The organism is Microbacterium maritypicum (genome assembly GCF_008868125.1).
In the GTDB taxonomy this organism is placed as follows: Bacteria; Actinomycetota; Actinomycetes; order Actinomycetales; family Microbacteriaceae; genus Microbacterium; species Microbacterium maritypicum.
Genome location: NZ_WAAQ01000002.1, coordinates 714,369 through 739,232, shown reverse-complemented (window position 1 = coordinate 739,232; position 24,864 = coordinate 714,369). Strand labels below are relative to the sequence as shown.

Sequence of the window (24,864 nt, the reverse complement as noted above, 5' to 3'; positions counted from 1 at the left end):
CCCGAGCAGTCATGCATCCGTCGAGAAGTCATGCATCTGACGAAGACGGCCACCTCTCGAGGCTCAGGCGTAGGCGGCCGCGAACTCCGGCGACGGCTCGATCGGCTCGATCACGTCGATCAACACGCCGCCGGGCGCCTCGACGATGAAGTGCCGCTGCCCGAAGTCCTCGTCTCGAAGGGGCAGTCGCTCAGGAAGACCCTGCTCCCCCACCAGTCGCGCATGCTCGGAAGCCGCATCCGGCACCTCGACGTTCAGCAGCAGACCGCGCACGGGCTCGCGGAAGCCCTCCGGAATCGTCTCGTGCGCCCGGTCGAGGATCGCAAGCTCACCACCGTCGATGCGCAGGCTCACGTACCAGTCGGCCTCGAACACCACCTCGAAGCCGAGCTCCTCGCGATAGAAGCGCGCGGCGGTGGCGACATCGTCCACCATCAGCACCGGATAGAAGCTCGTGATCTGCATGACTGCCCCTCTTACGTACACTGTGTTTGTATCTGGCGGGACTAGGATACATACAACCTGCATGTAAAGGAAGACCATGGCCCGAGCATCCGCGGCCGACGCCGCCGAGACTGCACGACGCATTCTCGAGACCGCCGCGTCCCACTTCGCCGCGCAGGGATACGGGGCAGCGTCCGTCGACGAGATCGCCCGCGCATCTGCGGTGACCCGTGGAGCCGTCTATCACCACTACACGTCGAAGCCGCTGCTGTTCGCCGCCGTCGCCGCGGAGCAGCAGCGGATCGTCGCCGATGCGATCGTCACAGCCACCGCCGACAGCACCCCGGACACCGCGCTCCGCGACGGCAGCCACGCGTTCCTCGACGCCATCACCCGGGGAGCGGCGTCGCGCGTGCTGCTCATCGACGGTCCTGCCGTTCTGGGGTGGGAGGAGTGGCGCCGACTCGACGGAGAGGGACCGGAGCAGGAGCTGCGCACCGGCCTGCGCGAGGCCGGCGTCTCCCCCGCCCTCCTGGGCCCGCTCACCGCGGCGCTGTCCGGGGCGATGAACGAACTGGCCCTCTGGCTCGTCGCCCGCCCGGACGACGACGACGCGCGAACGGATGCGCACGCGGCGCTCGATCGCCTCCTGAATGCCGTGGCGCCGCGGAGCTGAGCCGGGGCGCTGCCCGCCGTCGAGCAGCCGACCGAACGGGCACGGACGGGCATGAAAGAAGGCCCCGGAGTGGAGTCCGGGGCCTTCAGATCAAGCGTAGCTCAGATCAGAGCGCTTCGATGATCGCGCGCATCAGGTCTGCCGTCTCGGACGGCGTCTTGCCGACCTTGACGCCGGCGGCCTCGAGGGCCTCCTTCTTCGCCTGAGCGGTACCGGCGGAACCGGACACGATCGCACCGGCGTGACCCATGGTCTTGCCCTCGGGAGCGGTGAAGCCCGCGACGTAGCCGACGACCGGCTTGGTGACGTTCGCCTTGATGTAGTCGGCCGCACGCTCCTCGGCGTCGCCGCCGATCTCGCCGATCATCACGATCGCCTTGGTCTCCGGGTCGGCCTCGAACGCGGCGAGCGCGTCGATGTGCGTGGTGCCGATGACCGGGTCGCCGCCGATGCCGATGGCGGTGGAGAAGCCCAGGTCGCGCAGCTCGAACATCATCTGGTAGGTCAGGGTGCCCGACTTCGACACGAGGCCGATCGGTCCCTTGCCCGTGATGTTCGCCGGCGTGATGCCCACGAGCGCCTCGCCCGGCGTGATGATGCCGGGGCAGTTCGGGCCGATGATGCGGGTCTTGTTGCCCTTGCTCTGGGCGTAGGCCCAGGCCTCGGCCGAGTCGCCGACGGGAACGCCCTCGGTGATCACGACGAGCAGCGGGATCTCGGCATCGATGGCCTCGATCATCGCGTCCTTCGTGAAGGCGCCGGGCACGAAGGCGATCGACACGTCGGCGCCGGTCTCCTTCATGGCCTCGGCGACCGAGCCGAAGACGGGCAGCTCGACGGCGTTGCCGTCCTTGTCGGTGTGCGAGACCGTGGTGCCGGCCTTGCGGGCGTTCACGCCACCGACGACCTGGGTGCCGGCCTTGAGCATCAGTGCGGTGTGCTTGGTGCCCTCGCCGCCGGTGATGCCCTGGACGATGACCTTGGAGTCCTTGTTGAGGTAAATCGACATTCTTCTCGTCCTTCAGTCTCAGGCGTTGGCGAGCTCGGCGGCCTTGTCGGCGCCCTCGTCCATGGTGGCGGCCAGGGTCACGAGCGGGTGCGCGTACTCGGCGAGGATCGCACGACCCTCGTCGACGCGGTTGCCGTCGAGGCGCACGACGAGCGGCTTGGAGGCCGTGGCGCCCAGCGTCTCGAGGGCACCCTTGATGCCGTTGGCGACGGCGTCGCACGCCGTGATGCCGCCGAAGACGTTGACGAACACGCTCTTGACCTGCGGGTCGCCGAGGATGACGTCGAGGCCGGCGGCCATGACCTCAGCCGAAGCGCCGCCGCCGATGTCGAGGAAGTTGGCCGGCTTCACACCGTTGTGGTTCTCGCCCGCGTAGGCGACCACGTCGAGCGTGGACATGACCAGTCCTGCGCCGTTGCCGATGATGCCGACCTCGCCGTCGAGCTTCACGTAGTTGAGGCCCGACTCCTTGGCCTTGGCCTCGAGCGGGTCTGCGGCGTCCTTGTCCTCGAGCGCCTCGTGCTCGGGGTGGCGGATCTCGGAGGCGTTGTCGTCGAGCGTGACCTTGCCGTCGAGCGCGATGATGTCGCCCTCTTCGGTGCGAACCAGCGGGTTGACCTCGACGAGCGTCGCGTCCTCGCCCTTGTAGACGTCGAAGAGCTTCACGAAGACGTCGGAGACCTTCTCGACGAGGTCTTCCGGGAAGTTCGCCGCGCGGGCGATTTCTGTGGCCTTCGCCTTGTCGATGCCGGTGAGCGGGTTGACCTCGACGCGCGCGAGCGCCTCAGGGCGCTCGACGGCGAGCTCTTCGATCTCCATGCCGCCCTCGACCGAGCAGAGGCTCAGGTAGGAGCGGTTGGCGCGGTCGAGCAGCACGGAGAAGTAGAACTCCTCGGCGATGCGCGCACCCTGCGCGACCATGACGCGCTTGACGACATGACCCTTGATGTCGAGGCCGAGGATGGCCTTCGCTGCCTCATACGCCTCGTCGGGCGTCTTGGCGACCTTGACGCCGCCCGCCTTTCCACGGCCGCCGGTCTTGACCTGAGCCTTGACGACGACCACTCCGCCGATCTTCTCGGCAGCCGCCCTCACCTCTTCAGGGGTGTCCGCGACGATGCCGGCGAGGACCGGCACTCCGTACTTTTCGAAAACGTCTCGTGCCTGGTACTCGTACAGATCCACTGTGGTTCCTTCACTGGGCTGCTGTCTGGTAATTCTCTCGATGTCGAGACATCGACCAGTCCCCCAGCCTACTACCTCGGCCTGGGCGCTCCTGCGGCCCCGGCTCTCAGCGCCGGGCGGGCACCCCTGCTCGTCGCGCCGGAAGCGCGGCCCGACGCAGCTGCCGGGTGATCAGGAACGGCAGCACCACCAGAGCGGCGCCGGTGGCGACGATCACGGGGCGCACCACGAGCACCGGCAGGGAGCCCCACAGGGCGATGAGTATCGCCCCGACCAGCACCGCCGCGAGCACGAGCTCGCTCACGAGCAGCTGTCTGCGCACCGCCGCACTGTCCTCGGCCAGAGTCGTCCGCCGCCCGTGCACGGTGATGTGGGGGGTCCATCGTGTGCCGTCCCACCAGCGCCGCGTGCCGCGCCGCCGCGTGTCGAACCAGCCGGCCGGGATCCCGTCATCTCTCACGCTCCTCAGTATGACGTCGGCGCCTCGGCGTCTCCGCCCGGCGAGGTCTAGGCTTTCGCCATGCACGAATCCGCAGAACTGCGCACCGGCGTCGTCGCCGCGGCGCTCGAACTCTTCAGCGCTCAGGGGTTCGACCAGACGTCGGTGGAGCAGATCGCCAAGGCCGCCGGTGTCTCCCGCTCGACGTTCTTCCGCCAGTTCGGCGGCAAGGAGGACGTGGTCTTCGCCGATCACGAGGTGCTCCTGGAACAGCTCAGGGAGTTCCTCGACGAGGGACACGACGATCCGTGGGGTGCGGTGTGCGCAGCCTCCGAGTCGGTCTTCGCCCACTTCGCGCACGATCCGGAACTCGCCAGGCGCCGCTACCAGATCGTGCGTCAGGTGCCCGTGCTGCGCGAACGCGAGATCATCACGGTCTTCCGCTATGAGCGCCTGTTCGACGACTATCTGCGCGGCGCGCTCCCCGGTGTCGACCCGCTGGATGCGGTCGGCTTCGCCGCCCTCGTGACGGCGGTGCACAACCACGTGCTGCGCCAGCTGCTGCGCGGCCGCAAGAAGGTGCCGCTGGCGACACTGCAGACGGCACTGGCCGATGTGCGTCGTCGCTACGGCGTCGCCGGCGACGATGCCGTAGCCGCCCCGGACGACATGGTCGTGGCGGTGTTCCCCCGCTCCATGCCGATCGCCGAAGTCGGTCGCCGGCTGCAGTCCCAGCTCGACTAGTCTCGCGAGGGTCGTGGAACCGAGTATCGAGGAGTACGATACTTGGTGCCACGAAGGAGCCCCATGAGCACTGCAGCCTCCCCCTTCCCCGGCGAGCGCGTCTCGTCGTACGACATCACCGGACGTCAGGACAGCGACTACTACGCGGTCTTCTCCGACATCCCCGCTGCCGACAGTGCGGCGTGGGACCGTGCCAAGGCCTACATCGACGAGGTCGCCCCGCAGATGGCGGATGCCTGGGACCGTGCGGAGTATCCGCTCGAGGCTGCCCGGCGAATGGGCGAGATGGATCTCGTCGTCGACGGCGTCCAGCACCCCGCGCTCACGAGCCTGTCCCCGCTGGCCGCGGGCCTGGTGAACATGGAGATCTCCCGCGGCGACGGATCGCTGGGCACGATCCTCGCGGTGCAGGGCGGACTCGCGCTGCGCACGCTGGCGCTGTTCGGTTCCCCCGCCCAGCAGGAGAGATGGCTCACTCGTGTCGCCGACGGCTCGGTGCTCGGGTCGTTCGCGCTCACCGAGCCCGACCACGGCTCGGACTCGGTCTCGCTGGAGACCGTGGCCCGCCGCGACGGCGACGAATGGGTCATCCGCGGGACGAAGAAGTGGATCGGGAACGGCGCCTCCGGCGGCATCACGTTCGTCTGGGCGCGCGTCGACGACGAGGGCGCCGAGGAGCACGGCGCCGTGCGGTGCTTCCTCGTGGAACAGGACACCCCCGGCTACACCGGCAACGTGATCCGCGGCAAGGCCTCGCTGCGCGCGATCCATCAGGCGCACATCGTGCTCGACGACGTGCGGGTCCCGCTCGACGCCGTGCTGCCGGGGACGAAGAGCTTCAAGGATGCCTCCATCGTGCTGTACGCGACCCGCTCGGGCGTCGCGTGGTCGGCGCTCGGACACGCGACCGCCTGCTACGAGGCGGCGCTGGCGTATGCGACCCAGCGGGTGCAGTTCGGAAAGCCACTCGCCAAGTTCCAGATGGTCCAGGAGCGCCTCACCCACATGCTCGAGGACCTCACCGCCATGCAGCTGTACTGCCGGCGCATGGCCGACCTCGAGACGGCCGGCGAGCTGCGCCCGACCCAGGCGTCGCTGGCGAAGTTCCACAACACGCGAGCCGCCCGCCGGATCGCCTCGACCGCCCGCGACATGCTCGGTGGCAACGGCATCCTCCTCGAGAACGGCGTGATGCAGCACATGGCCGACATCGAGGCCATCCACACCTATGAGGGGACCGAGAGCGTGCAGGCGCTGCTGCTCGGGCGCGACATCACAGGGATGAGCGCGTTCGTCTGAGCCGCTGTTCGCCGGGGTCGACTCACCGGCCGCCGGCGCGCACGTGGCGCTCTCTGCTCGCCGCTGCCCCGGCGACGCTCTGCACACCGAGCAGGAGGACCAGCGCCGCGACCGGCAGCGCCCATCCGCCGACGGCGGCATGCAGGATGCCGAGTCCGATCGGGCCGAAACCGGCGAGCAGGTAGCCGATCCCCTGGGCCATGGTCGACAGGTGCGCCGTGTGCGCCGCGTCGGGAGCCCGCAGCACGATGTAGGTCAGCGACAGCGTGATGGCGGCGCCCTGACCGAGCCCGAGCAGCGTCATCCACACCCAGGGCGCGGCTCCTCCCGGCACGACGAGGAGGCCGATCAGCCCCGCTGCGCACAGCAGCGTCGAGAGCAGGACGGGCAGCCACGTCGGCCGGATACGTCGCAGCATCATCGGCGCGAGGAGCGCTGCCGCGACCCCGGGGAAACTCGAGTACGACAGCAACAGACCGGCATCGGCCAGCGGTACTCCGGCGTCCTGCAGCATCGTCGGGATCCATGTCAGCGCGGCGTAGTAGCTCAGACTCTGCAACCCCATGAACACCGTGACCGCCCACGCGACCGGGTCGCGCAGCAGCACCGACATCTGCGGCTCGTCCCGCGGCTCCGCGATCGCGTCGCCGGGCGTTCCGGCCACGCTCGCGGACCCGCGCACCGCCCGGGGCAGCCAGACCAGCAGCGCGAGGACCGCGGGAACGGCCCAGAACGCCAGCGCGCCACGCCATGACCCGTCGAGCGCGGTCATGAGCGGCACCGTGAAGGCGGCGGCCGCGGCAGCGCCCACGAACAGCGCCGTGGAGTACAGCCCCATCATCAGACCGAGACGGTGCGCGAAGTCCTGCTTGATCACCGCGGGCATGCAGACGTTCGCGACCGCGATACCCGCGCCGACCAGCACCGTGCCGCCGAAGAGCGCCACCGGAGAGTCGAGGAGGCGGGTGCCGATGCCGACCGCCACGACGACCATCGTCAGCGCGAGCAGCCGATGCAGCCCGATCCGGCGGGTCAGCGTGGGGGTGAGGAAGGCGAAGGCACCGAAGGCGAACACGGGGATCGTCGTCAGCAGACCTGCCGCCGCGGAGGGGATGCCGAGGTCGCGCTCGATCGCCGGGAGCACCGGGCCGACCGAGGCGACGCCCATCCGGAGATTCAGCGCGATCAACAGCAGCCCGACGCCCACGTAGACCCCGAACAGGACGCCGCCGTGACGAGCCGACGGCGTGGTCAGCGGGGTCGGGGCGGTGTCGAGCGGCTCGTGCATCGTGGTCATGCTTCGAGTCCAGCACCCGGGCACCGCATCAGAAAACACGTAAACTGCAACGCGATGTCGAATACACGCCAATCCGCTCGGCTCGTCGATCTGAGCCTGGTCGACTTCGACGCCCTCGCCACTCTGCCGATGGAGGGCGCCTACCGCTTCGCGCACGCCGAGACCTCACCGCGCCATGCCCATCCGCTCGGACACCTGGTGCATGCGGCTTCGGGAGTGCTCTCACTGCTCACCGACGACGGGGCCTGGATCGCGCCATCGACGCGCATGGCGTGGGTGCCCGCCGGCGCGGAGCACCGTCATCGCGCGCACGGACGCACCGACATGCGCATCGTCCACCTGACCGCGGAGCTCGCCGCGCGGCTGCCGACCACCCCCGCCGTCCTCGTCGCGACGCCGCTCGCACGAGAGGCAGTCCTGGCGATGACATCCGACCGCCCCCGCAGCGCGGGCGCGCTGGAGCACCTGCGCCGGGTCATCGTCGACGAGGCGATCACCGCCCCCGAGCAGCCGCTGCATCTGCCGGAACCGCGCGACCCGCGTCTGCGTCGGGCGGCCCGCATCGTCGAGGACGACCTCGCCACGCCCGTGAACCTCGGCGAGCTCGGCATGCGCACCGGAACCACCGAGCGGACCCTGAGCCGCCTGTTCCCTCGGGAGACCGGCATGGGATACCGGCAGTGGCGTCTCCAGCTGCGCGTGCATCGTGCGCTCGTCCTGCTCGCCGACGGCACCTCGGTGACCGAGACGGCCGCGGCCTGCGGGTGGGCGACGACCAGCCAGTTCATCCAGCAGTTCACACCGCTCGTGGGGATGACCCCCGGCCGCTACCGTCTGTCTCAGCACTCGGCGTGATGCGGTCGGCTCAGACCGCGCGCACCATGCACACGAGCCGCTCGCGATCGTCCCACGAGGGCACCCGCTCGAATCCCCGCGATTCATACAGACGCACGGGACCATCACGCCAGTCCCACACCGACAGCCGCACCTGCACGGCACCGAGAACGGCCGCATCGTCGAGGGCGGCGTCCAGCAGCGCCGAACCCACCCCGCGACCGCGCGCCGCAGGCTCCGCCCACAGGCGCTTGACCTCCGCCACCTCGTCGCGCACCGAGAGGACCACGACGCCGACGACGCGTGCGCCCAGCAGCGCCACACGCACCCGGTGCGCGGCGTACGCCGCCGCAGGGTCTTCGACCTCGCGCAGGTAGCGTTCGGGCAGCGGCGGCACGGGATCGGGGGCGGCCCCGTGCTCCTGCAGGCTCTTCTCGAGCTCGGTCTGCTGCAGATAGGCGCGCACTGCCGCGCCGACCTCGATCGCATCAGGTCCCGTGAGGTCGGCGAGGCGGATCAGCGGTCGGTCGAGCGCTGATCCCGCAGCGGTGCTCATGTTCAGTCGCAGCCGCAGCCGCCGGACGGGGTCTTCACCATGAAGCACACGTCGCACACGCCGTAGTCGCGCTCCTCCACGGGCTTCGGGGCCTTCTCGGCGCGGGGCGCGGAGACACGAGGAGTCGTCGCGCGCTTCGCCGCACGCGGCGGCGTCAGCGGGATGAACTCGCTCGGGTGGCTGACGTAGAAGTACGGTGCGCGCCCCTCGCTCGGCTGCAGTCGCAACGGGGCGGATCCGACGACGAGACGCTCGTCTTCGGTGAAGCCGTTCGTGTAGGTGCGCCCGATGTGGAGCGGAGCGCCCTCGCCACGGCGGATCGCCTCGATGTAGCGACCGCGGTCGATGAACGAGCTGATCCCGATCTCTTCGACGATGGCGGTGATGAACGCGTGGTTGGACGGATCGATGCGATGCGCGCGCAACGCTTCCGGGAGCGAACGGTATGGACGGGAGGTGCCTGCGGGGGTCGGCCCCTGTGCTTCTTTCATCAGTTCCAGGATCGCACGCCCAGAGGGGTGCGTTCGACCGTTTTCCGCTCGTATACGTGCCAAACTGACGTCATGGCCCAGGCGACGATCATCGGCTCCGGCCCGAACGGGCTCGCCGCAGCCGTCACGCTCGCCCGCGCCGGCTACCGGGTGCGAGTGCTCGAGGGCGCCGACACGATCGGAGGCGGCGTACGCACCAGCGAATCCACTCTTCCGGGGTTCCGGCACGACGTCTGCTCCGCCGTGCACCCGGCCGCCCTCGCCTCCCCGTTCTTCCAGGCGTTCGGCCTCGACCGGCGCATCGAGTGGATCCGCCCCGAGGCCTCGTACGCCCACCCGCTCGACGACGGACGCGCGGCGATCGCGTGGCGCGACATCGAGCGCACGGCGGCCGCGCTCGGAGTCGACGGCTCCGCCTGGACCTCGCGCCTGCGTCCGCTCAGCACGCACATCGACGGCGTCGTCGACTTCACCGGCAATCAGCTGCTTCGCCTCCCCCGCGACCCGGTGACCGCCGCCCGCTTCGTGATCCGCATGCTGGACCAGGGAACCCCCCTGGCCGCTCGCGCCTTCCGCACCGAAGAGGCTGCGGCTCTGCTCTCGGGGGTCGTCGCCCACGCGAACTCCGCCCTGCCCTCGTTGGCGGGTGCCGCCGCCGGCCTGCTGCTCGCCGCACTCGGGCACGCGGGCGGCTGGCCGTATCCGCGGGGCGGAGCGCAGCGCATCGCCGACGCGATGGTCGCCGACCTCGAGCAGCACGGCGGCACGGTCGAGGCGGGCACGCCTGTCTCCGACCTGGGGACTCTGGACTGGGGCGATCCCCGTCGCGGGGACCTGCTGCTGCTGAACACCTCACCGCGGCTCGCGCTCACGCACCCCGACGTTCCTGCGGGTTACGTCCGTGCGCTCCGTTCGTACCGGTACGGGCCGGGAGCCGCGAAGGTCGACTTCGCCCTCGACGGACCGGTCCCGTGGGCGAACCCCGACGTCGCCCACGCGCCGACCCTGCATCTGGGCGGCACGCGCGCCGAGGTCTGGGCGAGCGAGAACGCCGTCGCCGCCGGACGAGTGAGCGCACGGCCCTATGTGCTCGCCGTGCAGCCCTCGATCCTCGACGATTCCCGCGCTCCCGCGGGCAAGGCGGTGCTCTGGGCCTACATCCACGTGCCGCCGGGATCGGACCTCGACCCGACCGAGTCGATCACCGCGCAGGTCGAGCGCTTCGCACCGGGCTTCCGCGACCTCATCCTCGCCCACCACGCGGTGCCGGCATCGTCGCGCGAGGCGGTCAACCCCACGGAGATCGGTGGCGACATCTCCGGCGGAGTGTTCGACATGCGCCAGGCGCTGCGGCGCCCGATCCTCTCCCCCACCCCCTGGCGCACGCCGATGCACGGCGTCTACCTGGCATCCGCCGCGACACCCCCGGGTCCGTCCGTGAACGGCATGGCCGGTTGGCACGCTGCCCGCACAGCTCTGCGGGATGCCGGTGAACCGGCGACCCTGGCCGACCTCTTCGACTGATCCCCTCCCCTTCCGCCGCGGATCGCCTGCGGCCAGGATGGGACCATGCGCTACGAGATCCCCGCTCCGATGCTCGCCAAGGCGGTGCCGGCGGTACCGGACCCGGCGAAGACCCCCGGCGGGCTGCTGTACGAGCCGAAGTGGGACGGATTCCGCGGGCTCATCGCCTGGGACGGCGAGACGGTGGAGATCGGGTCGCGCGGCGCGAAGCCCCTGACCCGCTACTTCCCCGAACTGGTCGAGGCGATCCCCGATCTGCTTCCTGGACCCTGCCTGCTCGACGGCGAGATCGTGGTCGCCACCGGGGCCCACGGATCGCAGCGCCTGGATTGGGAGGCGCTGAGCCAGCGCATCCACCCCGCGGCTTCACGCATCGCGAAGCTCTCCGTCGAGACACCTGCGATGTTCGTCGCCTTCGACCTGCTCGCCTCAGGGGAAGATGATCTGCTCGCCGAGTCCTTCGAGGCCAGGAGGGCACGTCTCGAGACTCTCATGGAGGGCGTCGAGCATCCGCTGCACCTCACGCGCACGACCCGTGATCGGGATGCGGCGGTGCGCTGGCTCGCCGAGTTCGAGGGCGCGGGTCTCGACGGCGTCGTCGCGAAGCCGCTCGACCAGCCCTACGCCCCGGGCAAGCGCACCCTGTTCAAGATCAAGCACGCCCGCACGGCCGACGTCGTCGCGCTCGGCTACCGCATCCACAAGTCCGGTTCAGGAGTCGGCTCGCTCCTGGTCGGGCTGTACGGCGGCGACGGAGTGCTTCGTCAGGTCGGCGGAGTGGCGGCGTGGAGCGACGCCCGCCGACAGGAGCTCGTCGAGGAGCTCGCCCCGCTGGTCGAACGTGACGAAGCAGGAGACGCCGTGACCGCGGAGGGCGAGAGGTCGCGGTTCAGCGGATCGAAGGATGTGAGCTTCGTGCGTCTGCGCCCCGAGCGGGTGCTCGAGGTGCGCTACGACCAGCTCGAAGGCGCCCGCTTCCGCCACACCGTGCAGTTCGAGCGCTGGCGCCCCGATCGCGATGCCCGCTCGTGCACCTACGAGCAGCTGGACACCGTCGCCGGCTACGACCTCGCGGATGTCCTGAGCTGAGCTGTCCTGGGCCGAGGGACGTCAGTCCTTCTCCGCCGGCGCGCCGTCGTCGTCCCAGTTCGCCGCCACCTTCTTGCTCGGCTGCACGCGTGGGGGCTCCCCCGGCATCTTGGGGAACTCCGGCGGGAAGGGCAGCTCTCCGAGCCCGTTCTCCCTGTCGCGCTCCCACCACTCCAGCAGCGTGTCGATGCGTCCCGGTGCGTCCTGCATCGCGGCCCAGGGATCGCCGACCTCCTGCAGGCGCTTCGGGATGCTGCGCACCGTGAACGCGGTCGGGTCGAGGCCGTCGAGCTCGTCCCACGCCACGGGTGTCGAGACGGTCGCGCCGGGAAGCGCGCGAGGGCTGTAGGCGCCGGCCATCGTACGGTCGCGGTTGGCTTGGTTGAAGTCGACGAAGATGCGCTCGCCGCGCTCTTCCTTCCACCAGTTCGTCGTGACCTGATCCGGCATCCGCCGCTCCAGCTCGCGGCCGGCGGCGATCACGGCATGCCGCACGTCCAGGAACTCGTGCGTCGGCTCGATCGGCGCGAACACGTGCAGGCCTCTGTTGCCGCTGGTCTTGGCGAACGCGTCCAACCCGGCCTCGCGCAGCACCTCGCGCAACGCGTGGGCGGCCCTCACGGCATCCGCGAAGTCGGTGCCGGGCTGCGGGTCCAGGTCGATGCGCAGCTCGACCGGGTTGTCGGCATCGGTGGCGAGCGACGCCCAGGGGTGGAACACGATCGTGTTCATCTGCACGGCCCACACGATCGCGCTCGCCCGGTTCAGGACGATCTGCGGATGCTGACGCCCACTGTTGTAGGTCACCGTGACGGCGTCGACGAAGTCCGGGGTCCCCTTGGGCGGGTTCTTCGAGAAGAAGCCCTCGGCCCGCGCTCCGCCTGCGGGGCCGATGCCGTCGCGGAACCGCTCGAGCGACACCGGGCGGTTGCCGTTCGCAGCCAGGAACGGCACCGCCACCAGCTGCACGTACTCCGCCAGCTCCGCCTTGGTGATGCCGAGGTCGGGCCACACCACTCGATTCGGGCTGGAGAGCGCGACCTCACGCTCGCCATCGGAGTCGGCGACGATCAGGGTCACGCGTTCGGAGGCCATGCTCCGACCCTAGAGCGCCGCCCGGACAGACGGAACCCCGCGCGCCTCGACGGCGCGCGGGGTTCGCATCGGTCGCGTCGGATCAGTCGCCGAGGTCGACCGCCAGTACGAGAACCGGCGTGAGTGCATCCCGCTCGACGACGATCGAGGGGCCGGCCGAGTCGACGATCACGCCGGCGATGTCGGTGTGGCTGGTGAGCACCTTCGCCAGCTGCTCGGGCGCGAACGGGAGCGGACGGTCGCCGCGTCCCAGCGCGATGACCTCGAGCGGGTGCGAGAACAGCTGCAGGAATCGGCGGCCGTCGGTGGTCTGCGCCTCGGCGATACCGACGGGGCCACCGCCGGAGCCGTCGTTGACCGCCACCCACATCCGCTTCGTGGCGAGGGCTTCGCCGACCTTGACGACGGAATCCTGCTCGCGCGGGGCGGCGAGGATGCTCTTCACGGTCATGTCGACATCGGCCTGCTCGAGGGTCTTCTGCAGAAGCTCGGTCGGGAACACCACACGGTGCGGCGCCGAAGCGTTGTCGACGATGAGTCCGGCGAAGTCGCCGGACACGACCTGCTGCAGCACCGAGGTGACCGGCTGGGCGACGGCCGACGTCCCCGACGGGTCCGCCTCGAGCTGCACGGAATCGCGCACCGCGCCGGCCGAGCTGAACGCCAGCATGTACTGACGGTCTTCGGCGTCGCGCACGACGGCGACGGAGAGCGGCTTGCCCTCGCTGATCTGTGCGCGCGCATCGCCGTTCACACGGATGTACAGGTGACCCTGGAGCGCCTGACGCATCACGCCGAGAAGCTGGTCGTTGGTCGCGCCCGCCTCGATCTCGGTGAGGGCTTCGCGCAGCAGCACGTTGTCCTTCATGCCGGCGACGGTCTCGGTCTGCTCGGGCGGCATCGCGGAGGCGAGAGGCAGACGCCGCTCCTCTGGCGCCTGCGGCTGAGCGGTCGGAGGCGGCGTGGTCCGCGGTGCGGCGGGCGCCGCAACCGGCTGCGCGGCGGTGGTCGGCGCACCGTCGGCGCTCGGCAGCGCCACCTCGGGCCCCGCTTCCGCGCCGACGCCCCGGAAAGCCTGCACCGAGATGCCGATCGACGGTGCCGCGACGGGCTGCTCCGCCTCGACGGTGGGCGCGTCGGTCGGGCGCGTATCGTCGTGCGCGGCGTCGGTCTCGACGGCCTCGGCGGTGGGGGCGACGGCATCGTCACCGGACTTCTTGCGGCGGGAGAAGAGGGCCATATGAGCCAGCCTAACCGGCAATCCGACCGGTGTTTCGCCGAAGCGGAAACACCCGCGGCGGGCTAGATCTTCTCGATCGGTGCGACCTTGATGAGGAGCTTCTTCTGTCCTGCCGAGTCGAATCGCACGTGGGCGATGCGCTTCGCACCCTCACCCGTAACCGCGTCCACTCGCCCCTCACCGAAGTCGACGTGACGGATGCGATCGCCGGCGGTGAGTTCGAGGTCGCCGTTGTCGCGCATCTTGGCCGTGACCCGGTTGGGGAACTTGTCCATCGCCGTCGACAGCGGCTTCAGGGAGTCGCGCCCCGGCAGCGACTTCACCGCGAACCGGTCGCCTGAGCCCGAACCGCCGAAGCCGCCCTGGCGACGTGCGTTCAGTGCGCGCGACTGCATGCCGCCGCGCGAGTTCACATCGCCCGGCGACTGTCGCCAGTCGATCAGGCCCGCCGGGATCTCCTGCAGGAAGCGGCTGGGCATCGCGACAGTGACCTCGCCGAACTGCGCCCTCGTCATCGCGAGGGAGAGGTGCAGACGCTTGCGGGCACGCGTGATGCCCACATAGAAGAGTCGACGTTCCTCTTGCGGTCCCCCGGGCTCGCCGGCCGAGATGCGGTGCGGGATGAGGTCTTCCTCGACGCCGGTGACGAACACGGCGTCGTACTCCAGACCCTTGGCCGTATGCATGGTCATGAGCGAGACCGAGCCCGACTCGTCGTCGAGGTCATCGGCATCGGAGACCAGAGCGACCTCGGTGAGGAAGTCGACGATCGTGCCCTCGGGGTTGTTGCGCGCGAAGTCGCGGGCGACGGCGACGAACTCGTCGAGGTTCTCCACGCGCGCCTCGTCCTGCGGATCGCGGCTCGCACGCAGTGCGTCGAGATAGCCGCTCTTGCCCAGAAGCAGACTCAGGCCGTCGGCTACCGCGGTGGGTGGCGGCAGCTCGCCGCTGGCGGGTGTCAGGATGGCGGCGGCTTCGGCGAGCACCGCGTCGAGCTGACCGATCGCCGCCTGGATCTTCGGCCCGACGCCGAGCTGGCCCGGCATCGACAGCGCATCGCGGAAGCTGATGCCGTTCTCCTCGGCGAACCGGGCGATGGCCGTCTCGGTCACGTCTCCGATGCCGCGCCGTGGCTTGTTCAGGATGCGCCGCACCGACATCTCGTCGGCGGGGTTCGCGACCGCGACGAGATACGCGAGCGCATCCTTGATCTCGGCACGGTCGTAGAACTTCGTGCCGCCCATGATCTTGTACGGCACCGCGGAGCGGATGAAGATCTCCTCCAGCGCACGGGACTGCGAGTTCGTGCGGTAGAACACCGCCATCTCGGAGTAGGGCATACCGGCCCGGTGCAGCGCCTCGACCTCATCGGCCACGAACTGCGCCTCGTCGTGCTGCGAGTAGCCCGTGAAGCCGATGATGGGATCGCCGTCGCCCTTGTCGCTCCAGAGCTTCTTGTCCTTGCGATCGAAGTTGTTGCCGATCACCGCGTTCGCCGCCGACAGGATGTTCTGCGTCGACCGGTAGTTCTGCTCGAGAAGCACCACTCGAGCACCCGGGAAGTCGCGTTCGAACTCGCTGATGTTGCGGATGTCCGCCCCGCGGAACGCGTAGATCGACTGGTCGGAGTCGCCGACCACGGTGAGCGAGGCGCCGGGCTCACCGGCATCCGCCGTTGGCGCCGGATCGGGCTCGAAGATCATCATGCCGTTGGAGGCATATGGATCGGGGGCGGAACCCGCAGCCCCCGACAAGGGGCGCGTGAGCTCGTGGATCAGCGAGTACTGGGCGTGGTTGGTGTCCTGGTACTCGTCGACCAGGATGTGGCGGAAACGGCGGCGGTAGGTGTCGGCGACCTGCGGGAACGCCCGGAACAGGTAAACGGTCTGCCCGATCAGATCGTCGAAGTCGAAGGCGTTGGCCTTCTGCAGCTGCCGCTGGTAGTCGGCGAAGACCTCGACGAAGACCCGTTCGGCCGGATCGCTCATGTTGGCCTGGCGCGCGTACGACTCGGCGTCGGACAGCTCGTTCTTGAGCTTGGAGATGCGCGACTGCACCGACGCGGGCGTGAGCCCGTAGGCGTCGGCCTCGTGCTCCTTGACCAGGCGCTTGAGGAGCGCCCGCGAGTCGCCGGAGTCGTAGATCGTGAACGACTTGGTGTAGCCGAACTGCTCGGCCTCACGGCGCAGGATGCGCACGCACGCGGAGTGGAACGTGGAGATCCACATGCCACGCGCCGCGTCGCCGATCAGTCCCTCGACACGCTCGCGCATCTCTCCGGCGGCTTTGTTGGTGAAGGTGATCGCGAGGATCTGACTCGGCCATGCCTCCCGCCCGCGCAGCAGCGAGGCGATGCGGCGGGTGAGCACGCTGGTCTTGCCCGATCCGGCCCCCGCGACGATGAGCAGCGCGGGACCGCGATAGGTGACGGCCTCGAGCTGCTGCGGGTTGAGGCCGGCGAGGAGATCGTCCTGTCCAGGGGCTCCCGACGAGCGAGGACCGGTGGTGGAGGGGACGATGAGAGGAGCTTCGGTCATGGCCTTATGAGTCTAGGCGTCGGCACCGACACCACGGCACGGGATCCCGGGGCGCAGACGGCGGGAGGAGGGGTGCGCGGTCGGCCTGCGCACCCCTCCTCCGGCTCAGGCTTCGCGTTTCCGACGGCGGACGGCCACCGCACCGGCGGTGAGGAGCATCAGTGCCAGGGCGACGGCGGCCACGGGGAGCTCGGAGCCGGTGGTCGCGAGTCCACCTGCACCTGTGCCGGTCCCGGCACCGGTGCCCGTCCCTGCGGCGATGCGGATGTCCGCCCAGCCGAGGATCCCACCGCTCGCGTCGAACACGGCGATCCGGTGCGCGCCGAGTGGTGCGTCGGCGGGGATCGTCACCGCGATCGTGCCCGCGGAGGTGAGCGTCCCCGACGCGATCCGCGACGGGTCGGAGTACATCCACACCGACACCTGCGCGCCCGCACTCTTCACACCGACGGTGACGGTGACCTTCTGCCCTGGGGTCGCGATCGAGGGGTCCACCGTCAGACCGTTGCGGTTGTCGTCGACGAGGCCGGTGCCCGGAAGCGGCGGGGTCTCGCCGCCCGGGTTCTCACCGCTGGCTCCGGGGAGCGTCCCGGTGCGCAGCGCTTCGGACGCGAAGCCGTCGGCGAACCACCACACCGGACGCTGCCCGTCGACCGACAGCGAGGCCGGCGCGGTCGCGAAGCCCTCGTTGTTGATGTCGGGCATGCCGGCGGGGCGGGCGTAGTGGGCGGTGCCCGGCTGCGCGGTGCCGTTCAGCGTGATCTCCGCCGAGCGGCCCTGGCAGCCGTCGTCGCACACGGCCCACAGCGTCTTGCGCACGCTGTCGTAGTCGAGCGCCATCACTCCGGTGAGACCGGGGGCGATCTCCGAGACCAGCGTCGCCGAACCGTCGGACCCGAGGGCGAAGGCGTAGACGTGGCCGTTGTCCTCGACCGCGACGAAGAACAGCCCACCGCCGTGACCGGCGTAGCTCTTCGGGTCGTACGCCGCGCTCTTGCTGTCGTCGAAGAGCTTCCCGGCCAGCGCCGAGTCCGGCACCCACTGCACGGCCTCCATGCCGAGGTTCGCACCCACGGCCGGCAGCAGAGAGGTCAGGTCCCATTCCTGCTGAGCGACGAGGTCGCCGTTCGAGGCGTCGGGATCGACCTTGAGCACCACGTTCTGATTCACACCCTTGGCGCTGTTGTCCCGTTCGGAAGCCACGTACACGAAGCCGTCGCCGTCGACCGTGATGCCCTCGGTGTCGGGGCCCGCGGCCGCCGGGTTCGCGGCATCCTTCTGGAAGCGCACGCGCTTGCCCGCATCCCATCCGTCGACCTTCTCGATCGAGCCGTCGGCATGCGCCTCGAGCTTCCAGATCCGGCCCTCGCCGTTGTCGACCGCCCAGAGGAAGGCGCCATCGGCGGTCTCCTGCACGTCGAGTCCTGAGCTGTCTTCGAGGAACGTCGGGATGCTGTCGACCACGCGCACGTCGGCAGAGCCGGGCCACGTCGCCACCGCGATCTCTCCCGCGCAGACGTTGGCCGCGCTCTTCGTGGATTCGGCCGTGCCGGCGAAGGCACCCGTGGTGTCGGGGCAGCGGCCCCAGGTGGTCGCCGCGTGGCCGTCGCCCCAGGAGGCCTCGTCGACGAGCAGGTCGCCGTCGAACACCCGCACCGCATCGCCGGCGCCGAGGCCGAAGCCGAGCTGGGCCCGCTCGATCACGAGGTACTCCCCCGCGCCGATGCTGGTGCCGGCCGGGATCGCGTAGGCGTGGGTGTCGTCGTCGTCCTTCACCACGATGCCCGACACATCGAGCGCGGTGCCGGTCGGGTTGACCAGCTCCACCCAGTCGTCGGGCGAGCCGCCGTCGGATTCGACCTCGTTGATGCGCACGGGGTTGCCGCAGGCGTTGCGCAGTCCCTTGGTCGAGACCGCGATGTCGATGAGATCGCCCGTGCCGTCCGCACAACGGGCGAGGACGCCGGCGGCGTGCGCGGCGTACGTGTGCTCGTCGACCGTGTTGCCGTTCGCGTCACGGACGGTGACGGTGTCGCCGTTGCCGAGTCCGAAGACGAAGTTCCCCGGCTGGTCGAAGACGAAGTAGCCGCCCGGCTGCACGATCGTGCCCGCCGGCAGCGGTGTGGTCTCGGCTGCATGGCCTGCGGGGTCGTTGTCCATCACTGTCCAGCCGGACAGGTCGACTGACGTGGTGCCGGTGTTCACGACCTCGACCCAGTCGGTGGCATCGCCGTTCGACTCGATCTCGTTGATGACGACGTCGGGCATGACACACGAATTCGTCGCACCCGGAGTCGGTCGGGCGAGCACGAAGCCGCCGACGCCGTCCGGGCATCGTGCGAGTGTGGCTGCGGCGAAGTCTCCGTCGATCGCGGCGTGCCCCTGCCACGGCAGAGTGTCGTCGATCATCGCGCCGGAGGCATCGTAGAGGCGGATGCGGTCGGCGCTGCCGATGCCGATCGGCTCACGGAACGCGGCTTCGACACCGCCGGAGAGACCCACCGTCCCCTCCTCGACGACGAGGAACTGTCCCGCTCCGATCTGCGTGCCGTCGAGGAACTGCCAGCGGTGGTCATCGGAGTTGTCGCGGATCTCGTAGCCCGAGATGTCGAGCGCCTCGGTGCCGGGGTTGTGGAACTCCACCCAGTCGGCGGGCTGCGAGTCGACCTCGTTGATGACGATGGAGCCGGCGACCGGTGCGACCGAGCAGTCGTTGGGGGTGCCGGGCGTGGCCGCCGTCGCCGGTGCCCAGGCCCCCGTGCCGTCGGGGCAGCGCGCCCACACCGACAACGGTGCGGTGTTCTCGTAGGCGTAGGAGTCGACCTCGGTGCCGCTCGGGTCGAAGAGCACGACCTCGTCGCCCTTGCCGAGCCCGAAGGCGAAGTCGACATCCTTCACGAGCACCAGGAACTCCCCCGGAGCCAGCGAGGTACCCTGCGGAGCCGTGCCGAAGCTGTCGCGCTTCTCATCGGCGATGGTCCATCCGGTGAGGTCGACCGTCTCCGCTCCGGCGTTGTAGATCTCGACCTGGTCGGCGAGACCGGTCGCCGCGTCGTCGTAGACGATCTCACTCAGCACGAGACTCGGAGCGGCCGAGACCGTCTCGGAGGGGATGCCGGGATCGGCACCGATCGCGGCGGCGGGAGTGGCGAGCAGGGCGGCGGCGCTCAAGGCGCACACCGCCGCGACCGCCGCTGCACTGTGCAGGCGGGGCATGGAGGACTCCTGGGTGGCTGGGCCGGCGGTCCCCGCTGGTCGCGGGGCCGACCGGGAGGGGACTCAGTCGGGTACCAGCCCAGACCACCGATCCCGCGTGGCCGCAGAGGATCCCTCGGGTGCACGGCAGATGAACGGGAGGTGGCGATTGCCCGCATCCTCGTCGTCGGCGCACTCGGTGCCGCTCCGGTCGCACATCCTGTCGCCTGCCGCGGCTCAGCGCGACAGGAGGTGCGACCGGAGCATTCAGGCGATGCGGGTTCCCGGAGGCAGACGTCGAGCCGGCGTCCGAGTGCGCGCCCAGGCGCCGGCGAACAGCGAGCCCGCGATGACGACCTGTACGCCGAGGCCGACGAACCAGCTCGGCACCGACGAAGCGATCACCTCTTCGGCCGTAGGTGTCTGGCCATCCCCGTCGCACGGGTCCCAGCGCTGCTCGAGCGGAGACTGCTGGGCGCTGCGCAGGCCGTACTTGATCTGACCGAACATGTCGACCGGATACCCCTCCGGCGAGAACTCGGTCGGGGTCGCATCGGCGAGGACGATGAACGGGTTCGCGGCGAGCGTCCACCAGACCAGGTCGAACCGCGGCACCTCCTGCGTGCTGTTGACCTCCCAGCGATCACAGTCGGGGTTGCCGTTGGCGTCGTACGGACGCGAATAGACGGTCGCCTCGCTGCGCACCGCCATGCCGCCGAGCCCGAACGCGATGAGCGTACCGAACACGAGCGCGGCGACGACCAGATAGGTCGTCGCGACCGAGAACAGCGGACGGGCGATGAGTCCGCTCAGACCCACGCCGATCGCGGCCACGATGATGATCTCCGCCGCGAGCACGAGCAGCGAGACGAGCAGCACGACCGGGTTCGCTCCTCCTCCCAGCAGCGACAGGGCGAGGAAAGGCAGCGCGACGACGAGGAACGCTCCGCCGGTGGCGACCGCCGCGACGAGTTTGCCGAGCATGATGTCACCGGTCGATGCGGCGGTCACCTGCACCGCGGCGAGCGTCGCCGCATCCCGATCCCCGTTGATCGCATTGCCGCTGAGCGTCGGCGACACCAGCACGACGAGCAGCAGCACGATGTTGACGACGATCGAGTACACGCCGGCGCCGATGGCATCGCCCCAGGAGTACACGGCGAACGAGAGCCCCGTGACGCCGACCAGCACCAGGGCGAAGACGCCCAGCAGCACGTACCAGCCCACGCTGCGCAGGCGCTGGGTCAGTTCGAGTCGGGCGATGATGCCGATGTTCGCGAGACTCATGCGCCCGCCTCCGTTCCGGTGGGTGCCTGGTGTGGTGTCGCGTGCTGCAGGTTCAGGAACGTGTGCTCCAGCTGGCTCTGCGCCGGTGCGAACTCCACGACAGGGAGTCCCGCTTCGACGAGATGCCGCAGGGCCTGCGCCGCGGCGTCCTCCCCCTCGAACCCGACGAGCACCGCGCCGCGATCCTGGGCGAGCGACTCGGGGGCGATGCCGAGGTTCGAGGCCACCTGCCAGGCATCGGCGTTCATCCGCTCCGGGGTCGCGCCGGCGAGGCGCACCCGCCAGGCGCGCACCATGCTCCGGGCGGGAGCGGCATCGACGACGGCACCGGCGACGAGGAACACCGCGTCGTCGACGACCTCCTCGAGCTCCGAGAGGATGTGGCTCGAGATCAGCACCGTGCGACCCTCCGCCGCGAAACGGCGCAGCAGCACGCGCAGCTGCACACGCGCCTCCGGGTCGAGGCCGGAAGCCGGCTCGTCGAGGAGCAGCACCTTCGGGTCGTGCACGAGGGCACGGGCCAGTCCGAGCTTCTGCTTCTGCCCGCGGGACAGCACCTTCGCGGGGGAATCGGCGAGGTCGGCGAGCCCGACGAGCGCCAGCAGCTGCTCGGCACGGACCGCGGCCTCGGGCTTGTCGATGCCGTACAGGCGAGCGGTCGTGACGATGGTCTCCCGCGCCGTGAGCGACGGCCAGGCGCCGAGAGCGTCCGGCATCCACCCGAGAAGACGTCTCGCCGCCAGCGGATCGACGGATGGATCGACACCCCCGATGCTGATCGTCCCGGTGTCGGGGGCGAGGAGGGAGGCGAGCATCAGGAGCAGCGTCGTCTTGCCTGCTCCGTTCGGCCCCACGAGGCCGGTCACGCGGCCGGGCTCGGCCCGAAGAGTGGCCCCCCTCACCGCCTGCACCGTCCCGAACGCTCTACTGACGTCTTGCACCACGATTCCGGTCATGCGGTCAGTCTGGCATCGGGGAACCGTCGCACCCCGGACCTCGGGGCGGATGCTCAGGCCCACCCGAACACAGGTGACACAATCAGCTCATGCGCACGATCCTCAACATCATCTGGATCATCCTGGCCGGATGGGCCCTCTTCCTCGGGTACGTCCTGGCCGGCATCCTGCTGTGCATCCCGATCATCACGATCCCGTGGGCGATCGCCTCCTTCCGCATCGCCGCATACGCGATCTGGCCGTTCGGCCGCGAGGTCATCAGCAAGCCGACCGCGGGCGTCGGGTCGTTCCTCGGCAACGTGCTGTGGGTGATCCTCGCGGGGTGGTGGCTCGCGATCGGCCACATCGTCTCGGGCATCCTGCTGTGCATCACGATCATCGGCATCCCGATGGGCATCGCCGACTTCAAGATGGTGCCGGTCTCTCTCATGCCGCTCGGCAAGGAGATCGTCTCCACCCGCAGGGGCGCCTTCGACCGCACGCTCTGAGCGGGCTCCACGCACTCTGAGCCCGCGCGCAGGTCAGCTGCGGAAGAAGGCGACGCCCAGATCCGGATGATCGACGAACACGCCGTCGATGCCCTGGCGGGCGATGACTCCCCACTCCGCCTCGTAGTCGCCGTAGTCGCCGCGTCCACCCTGGCCGCGGAACTCCGCCGCGAGGAAGGCGTTCTCCGGGCGGCACGTCCAGGTGAACACCTGGAGGCCTCGTGCGTGCGCGTCGGCGACGATCGTGTTGCCGCGGTCGAGCAGCATCTTCTTGCTCACGCTGATGCCGTCGACGCGCCCGACGAGGCCGTCGAGCCCCTGGGCCTTCACCGTCGCCTTGTACGTGAGCGCGTGCGAGCCCTCGGCCGTCAGGAGGTCGTACGGACGCCCCGACGCCTCGATCAGATAGATGTACGACGCAGAGATCCCGCGCTCGCGCAGCTGACCGAGCACCGTCGACTCGAAGCACTCGATCACCAGCGGCAGCTCGCCCTCCGCCCATCCGGCCTCGCGCAGCTCGCGGTCGATCAGCGGGGCCAGGTCGAGGCCGATGCTCGCGAAGTACGTGGCGTGCTTGACCTCGAGCACCACACCGATCTCGCGTCCGTGCTCCGCCGACCCGTCACGCACGATGTCGAGCACGTCCCGCAGGCGCAGGATCGGCTGGGCACCGTCGAAGCTCGCACTCGACGTCCGCACCTCCGGCAGTCGTTCGCGGATCCGCAGCGTGGACAGCTCGGCCCAGGTGAAGTCCTCGCTGAACCATCCGGTCAGCGCCTGCCCGTCGACGCGCTTGGTCGTCTTGCGGTCGGCGAACTCGGGATGCTCGGCCACATCGGTCGTGCCCGAGATCTCGTTCTCGTGCCGCACGATGAGCACACCGTCCTTCGTCGCCACGACGTCGGGCTCGACCGCATCGACTCCCATGGCGAGCGCGAGCTCGTAGGAGGAGCGACTGTGCTCCGGACGGTAGCCGGGCGCACCGCGGTGCCCGATGACGAGGGGTGATTTCCTGGGCACGCTCTCAGCGTAGAACACCCCGTCGACGTCCCCTCCCGAGTATCGTTGAGGCAAGAGACCTACTACCCCCCTTTGGAGTGAGGCCCACCAATGAGCAACTTCGCTTTCAACAACCCTGCTTTCCAGCAGCAGGACCCGCGCAACGTCGCGACGTACCCGGGCGGACCTCAGGCTGCCCAGGGCGCGCAGAACGCCTCGCTCCAGCACGGGGCGATGGACGCCGCCGCCAACGCACAGCTCGAAGGCATGTACGCCGCCCCGCCGGCCGGTGCCATCGAAACCGACCGCATGTCGGTCGAGGACACGGTCTGGAAGACCGCCGGCCTGTTCGGCATCCTTCTCGTCACCGCCGCGATCGGCTGGGTGCTGACGCTCGGTGGCCTGGATGTGCCGAAGTACAACCCGTACAGCGACTTCCAGCCCAACATGCTGCCGTGGATCGTCGGCGCACTCGGCGGCTTCGTGCTCGCGATGGTCATCACGTTCACGTCGCGCAAGAAGGTCCGGCCCGCGCTGATCTTCGCCTACGCCGCGTTCGAGGGCCTCTTCATCGGTGGCATCTCGTCGTTCTTCGAGGTCATCTACCCCGGCATCGTCTTCCAGGCGACCCTCGCGACCGTCTCGGTCGTCGGTGTGACCCTGGCCCTCTTCGCGAGCGGCAAGATCCGCGCGTCGAAGAAGGCGACCAAGATCTTCATGATCGCCATGATCGGCTACCTGGTCTTCTCGCTGCTGAACGTCGTCCTCATGTGGACCGGCGTGCTGCCCGAGGGACAGGCGTTCGGAATGCTCAGCGCCAACATCATGGGCATCCCGCTCGGTGTCATCATCGGCGTTCTCGTCGTGATCATGGCGGCGTACTCGCTCGTGCTCGACTTCGACCAGATCCAGCAGGGCGTCCGCAACGGCGCTCCCCGCCAGTACGGCTGGCTCGGCGCCTTCGGCATCATGGTCACGGTGGTCTGGCTCTACATCGAGATCCTGCGCATCATCGCGATCGTCCGCGGCAACAACTGACGTCGCACGTCACGAGATCACGAAGAGGTCCGTCTCCCGAGGGAGGCGGGCCTCTTTGCATACCCGGGGGCGTGCGCGCAAGGGGTTGGCACTCAGGCAGCGACATCGGCAATGTGGATGTCAGAAGCCCCGGCACCCCGGGGCTCCCGATCCACAGGAGCTGACCATGAGTTTTCTCGGCTTTCTTCTTCTCGGCCTCATCGCCGGAGCCATCGCCAAGCTGATCCTTCCCGGCAAGCAGGGTGGCGGCTGGTTCATCACGCTGCTCCTCGGCGTCGTCGGTGCACTGCTCGGCGGCTGGCTCGGCAGTCTGATCCTCAACCGTCCGCTCACCGAGTTCTGGGACCTCGGCACCTGGCTCCTCGCCATCGCGGGTTCCATCATCGTGCTCCTGATCTACGGCCTGATCGCCGGTCGCGGCCAGAAGGCGCGCAGCTGACAC

At 69.5% G+C, this 24,864-nt stretch carries 23 protein-coding genes; 9 read left to right on the top strand and 14 right to left on the bottom strand.

The genetic code is table 11. The features are described 5' to 3' along the window. Positions 1–63 precede the first annotated feature (63 nt). On the bottom strand, positions 64–465 hold the full coding sequence (locus tag F6W70_RS14410) for a VOC family protein (RefSeq protein ID WP_151487099.1): 402 nt from the start codon (positions 463–465) through the stop codon (positions 64–66). A gap of 76 nt (positions 466–541) precedes the next feature. Between F6W70_RS14410 and F6W70_RS14405 the strand changes: the two genes are divergently transcribed. Continuing rightward, on the top strand, positions 542–1,120 hold the full coding sequence (locus F6W70_RS14405) for a TetR/AcrR family transcriptional regulator (protein WP_127481989.1): 579 nt from the start codon (positions 542–544) through the stop codon (positions 1,118–1,120). A gap of 106 nt (positions 1,121–1,226) precedes the next feature. Here F6W70_RS14405 and sucD read toward each other — a convergent pair whose 3' ends face one another. The 3 genes from sucD to F6W70_RS14390 all read right to left on the bottom strand — a co-directional run bounded on the left by sucD (position 1,227) and on the right by F6W70_RS14390 (position 3,774). Beyond that, positions 1,227–2,129, bottom strand: a complete 903-nt coding sequence (gene sucD, locus F6W70_RS14400) for a succinate--CoA ligase subunit alpha (RefSeq protein ID WP_055870498.1) — start codon at positions 2,127–2,129, stop codon at positions 1,227–1,229. An 18-nt stretch (positions 2,130–2,147) separates the two neighbouring features. After that, on the bottom strand, positions 2,148–3,314 hold the full coding sequence (sucC, locus tag F6W70_RS14395; protein ID WP_151487098.1) for an ADP-forming succinate--CoA ligase subunit beta: 1,167 nt from the start codon (positions 3,312–3,314) through the stop codon (positions 2,148–2,150). Positions 3,315–3,420: 106 nt separating this feature from the next. After that, the gene (locus tag F6W70_RS14390; RefSeq protein ID WP_141387190.1) at positions 3,421–3,774 is read right to left on the bottom strand and encodes a DUF2510 domain-containing protein; all 354 of its coding nucleotides are present in this window, start codon (positions 3,772–3,774) and stop codon (positions 3,421–3,423) included. Between the two features lie 60 nt (positions 3,775–3,834). Between F6W70_RS14390 and F6W70_RS14385 the strand changes: the two genes are divergently transcribed. After that, positions 3,835–4,497, top strand: coding sequence for a TetR/AcrR family transcriptional regulator (locus F6W70_RS14385; protein WP_017828317.1), 663 nt, complete (start codon positions 3,835–3,837; stop codon positions 4,495–4,497). 63 nt (positions 4,498–4,560) lie between these two features. Next, the gene (locus F6W70_RS14380) at positions 4,561–5,796 is read left to right on the top strand and encodes an acyl-CoA dehydrogenase family protein (protein WP_151487097.1); all 1,236 of its coding nucleotides are present in this window, start codon (positions 4,561–4,563) and stop codon (positions 5,794–5,796) included. A 22-nt stretch (positions 5,797–5,818) separates the two neighbouring features. Here F6W70_RS14380 and F6W70_RS14375 read toward each other — a convergent pair whose 3' ends face one another. Then, entirely contained in the window at positions 5,819–7,093 is a 1,275-nt protein-coding gene (locus tag F6W70_RS14375) for a CynX/NimT family MFS transporter (RefSeq protein ID WP_151487096.1), read from the bottom strand. Between the two features lie 54 nt (positions 7,094–7,147). Between F6W70_RS14375 and F6W70_RS14370 the strand changes: the two genes are divergently transcribed. After that, complete coding sequence (locus F6W70_RS14370; protein WP_151487095.1) at positions 7,148–7,948, top strand: AraC family transcriptional regulator; 801 nt, start codon at positions 7,148–7,150, stop codon at positions 7,946–7,948. 10 nt (positions 7,949–7,958) lie between these two features. On the opposite strand, the gene F6W70_RS14365 is transcribed toward F6W70_RS14370, so the two are convergent. Both F6W70_RS14365 and F6W70_RS14360 read right to left on the bottom strand, forming a co-directional pair. Further along, positions 7,959–8,483, bottom strand: a complete 525-nt coding sequence (locus tag F6W70_RS14365; RefSeq protein WP_151487094.1) for a GNAT family N-acetyltransferase — start codon at positions 8,481–8,483, stop codon at positions 7,959–7,961. Positions 8,484–8,485: 2 nt separating this feature from the next. After that, on the bottom strand, positions 8,486–8,974 hold the full coding sequence (locus F6W70_RS14360; protein ID WP_151487093.1) for a hypothetical protein: 489 nt from the start codon (positions 8,972–8,974) through the stop codon (positions 8,486–8,488). A gap of 72 nt (positions 8,975–9,046) precedes the next feature. On the opposite strand from F6W70_RS14360, the gene F6W70_RS14355 reads away from it, so the two are divergent. Both F6W70_RS14355 and F6W70_RS14350 read left to right on the top strand, forming a co-directional pair. Continuing rightward, the gene (locus tag F6W70_RS14355) at positions 9,047–10,498 is read left to right on the top strand and encodes a phytoene desaturase family protein (protein WP_151487092.1); all 1,452 of its coding nucleotides are present in this window, start codon (positions 9,047–9,049) and stop codon (positions 10,496–10,498) included. 45 nt (positions 10,499–10,543) lie between these two features. Continuing rightward, the gene (locus F6W70_RS14350; protein ID WP_151487091.1) at positions 10,544–11,587 is read left to right on the top strand and encodes an ATP-dependent DNA ligase; all 1,044 of its coding nucleotides are present in this window, start codon (positions 10,544–10,546) and stop codon (positions 11,585–11,587) included. A gap of 21 nt (positions 11,588–11,608) precedes the next feature. Here F6W70_RS14350 and ligD read toward each other — a convergent pair whose 3' ends face one another. From ligD to F6W70_RS14320, 6 genes are all read right to left on the bottom strand, one after another. Next, positions 11,609–12,682 (bottom strand): non-homologous end-joining DNA ligase, encoded by a 1,074-nt coding sequence (ligD, locus tag F6W70_RS14345; RefSeq protein WP_127481979.1) that lies wholly within the window; start codon positions 12,680–12,682, stop codon positions 11,609–11,611. Positions 12,683–12,764: 82 nt separating this feature from the next. Beyond that, the gene (locus F6W70_RS14340) at positions 12,765–13,922 is read right to left on the bottom strand and encodes an SseB family protein (protein ID WP_151487090.1); all 1,158 of its coding nucleotides are present in this window, start codon (positions 13,920–13,922) and stop codon (positions 12,765–12,767) included. 62 nt (positions 13,923–13,984) lie between these two features. Next, the gene (locus F6W70_RS14335; RefSeq protein WP_151487089.1) at positions 13,985–16,459 is read right to left on the bottom strand and encodes an ATP-dependent helicase; all 2,475 of its coding nucleotides are present in this window, start codon (positions 16,457–16,459) and stop codon (positions 13,985–13,987) included. Positions 16,460–16,564: 105 nt separating this feature from the next. Beyond that, complete coding sequence (locus F6W70_RS14330; protein WP_151487088.1) at positions 16,565–19,675, bottom strand: lamin tail domain-containing protein; 3,111 nt, start codon at positions 19,673–19,675, stop codon at positions 16,565–16,567. 246 nt (positions 19,676–19,921) lie between these two features. Beyond that, entirely contained in the window at positions 19,922–20,941 is a 1,020-nt protein-coding gene (locus tag F6W70_RS14325) for an ABC transporter permease (protein ID WP_151487087.1), read from the bottom strand. Continuing rightward, entirely contained in the window at positions 20,938–21,897 is a 960-nt protein-coding gene (locus F6W70_RS14320; RefSeq protein ID WP_151487086.1) for an ABC transporter ATP-binding protein, read from the bottom strand. Before F6W70_RS14320 ends, F6W70_RS14325 begins: the two co-directional genes overlap by 4 nt. Positions 21,898–21,986: 89 nt before the next feature. Here F6W70_RS14320 and F6W70_RS14315 point away from each other — a divergent pair, with 89 nt between their 5' ends. Continuing rightward, the gene (locus F6W70_RS14315; protein WP_151487085.1) at positions 21,987–22,385 is read left to right on the top strand and encodes a YccF domain-containing protein; all 399 of its coding nucleotides are present in this window, start codon (positions 21,987–21,989) and stop codon (positions 22,383–22,385) included. Between the two features lie 33 nt (positions 22,386–22,418). On the opposite strand, the gene F6W70_RS14310 is transcribed toward F6W70_RS14315, so the two are convergent. Then, on the bottom strand, positions 22,419–23,405 hold the full coding sequence (locus F6W70_RS14310) for a glycerophosphodiester phosphodiesterase family protein (protein WP_031205375.1): 987 nt from the start codon (positions 23,403–23,405) through the stop codon (positions 22,419–22,421). A gap of 90 nt (positions 23,406–23,495) precedes the next feature. Between F6W70_RS14310 and F6W70_RS14305 the strand changes: the two genes are divergently transcribed. Then, complete coding sequence (locus F6W70_RS14305; RefSeq protein WP_055870460.1) at positions 23,496–24,422, top strand: Bax inhibitor-1/YccA family protein; 927 nt, start codon at positions 23,496–23,498, stop codon at positions 24,420–24,422. Between the two features lie 166 nt (positions 24,423–24,588). Next, complete coding sequence (locus F6W70_RS14300) at positions 24,589–24,861, top strand: GlsB/YeaQ/YmgE family stress response membrane protein (RefSeq protein WP_021198885.1); 273 nt, start codon at positions 24,589–24,591, stop codon at positions 24,859–24,861. Positions 24,862–24,864 lie beyond the last annotated feature (3 nt).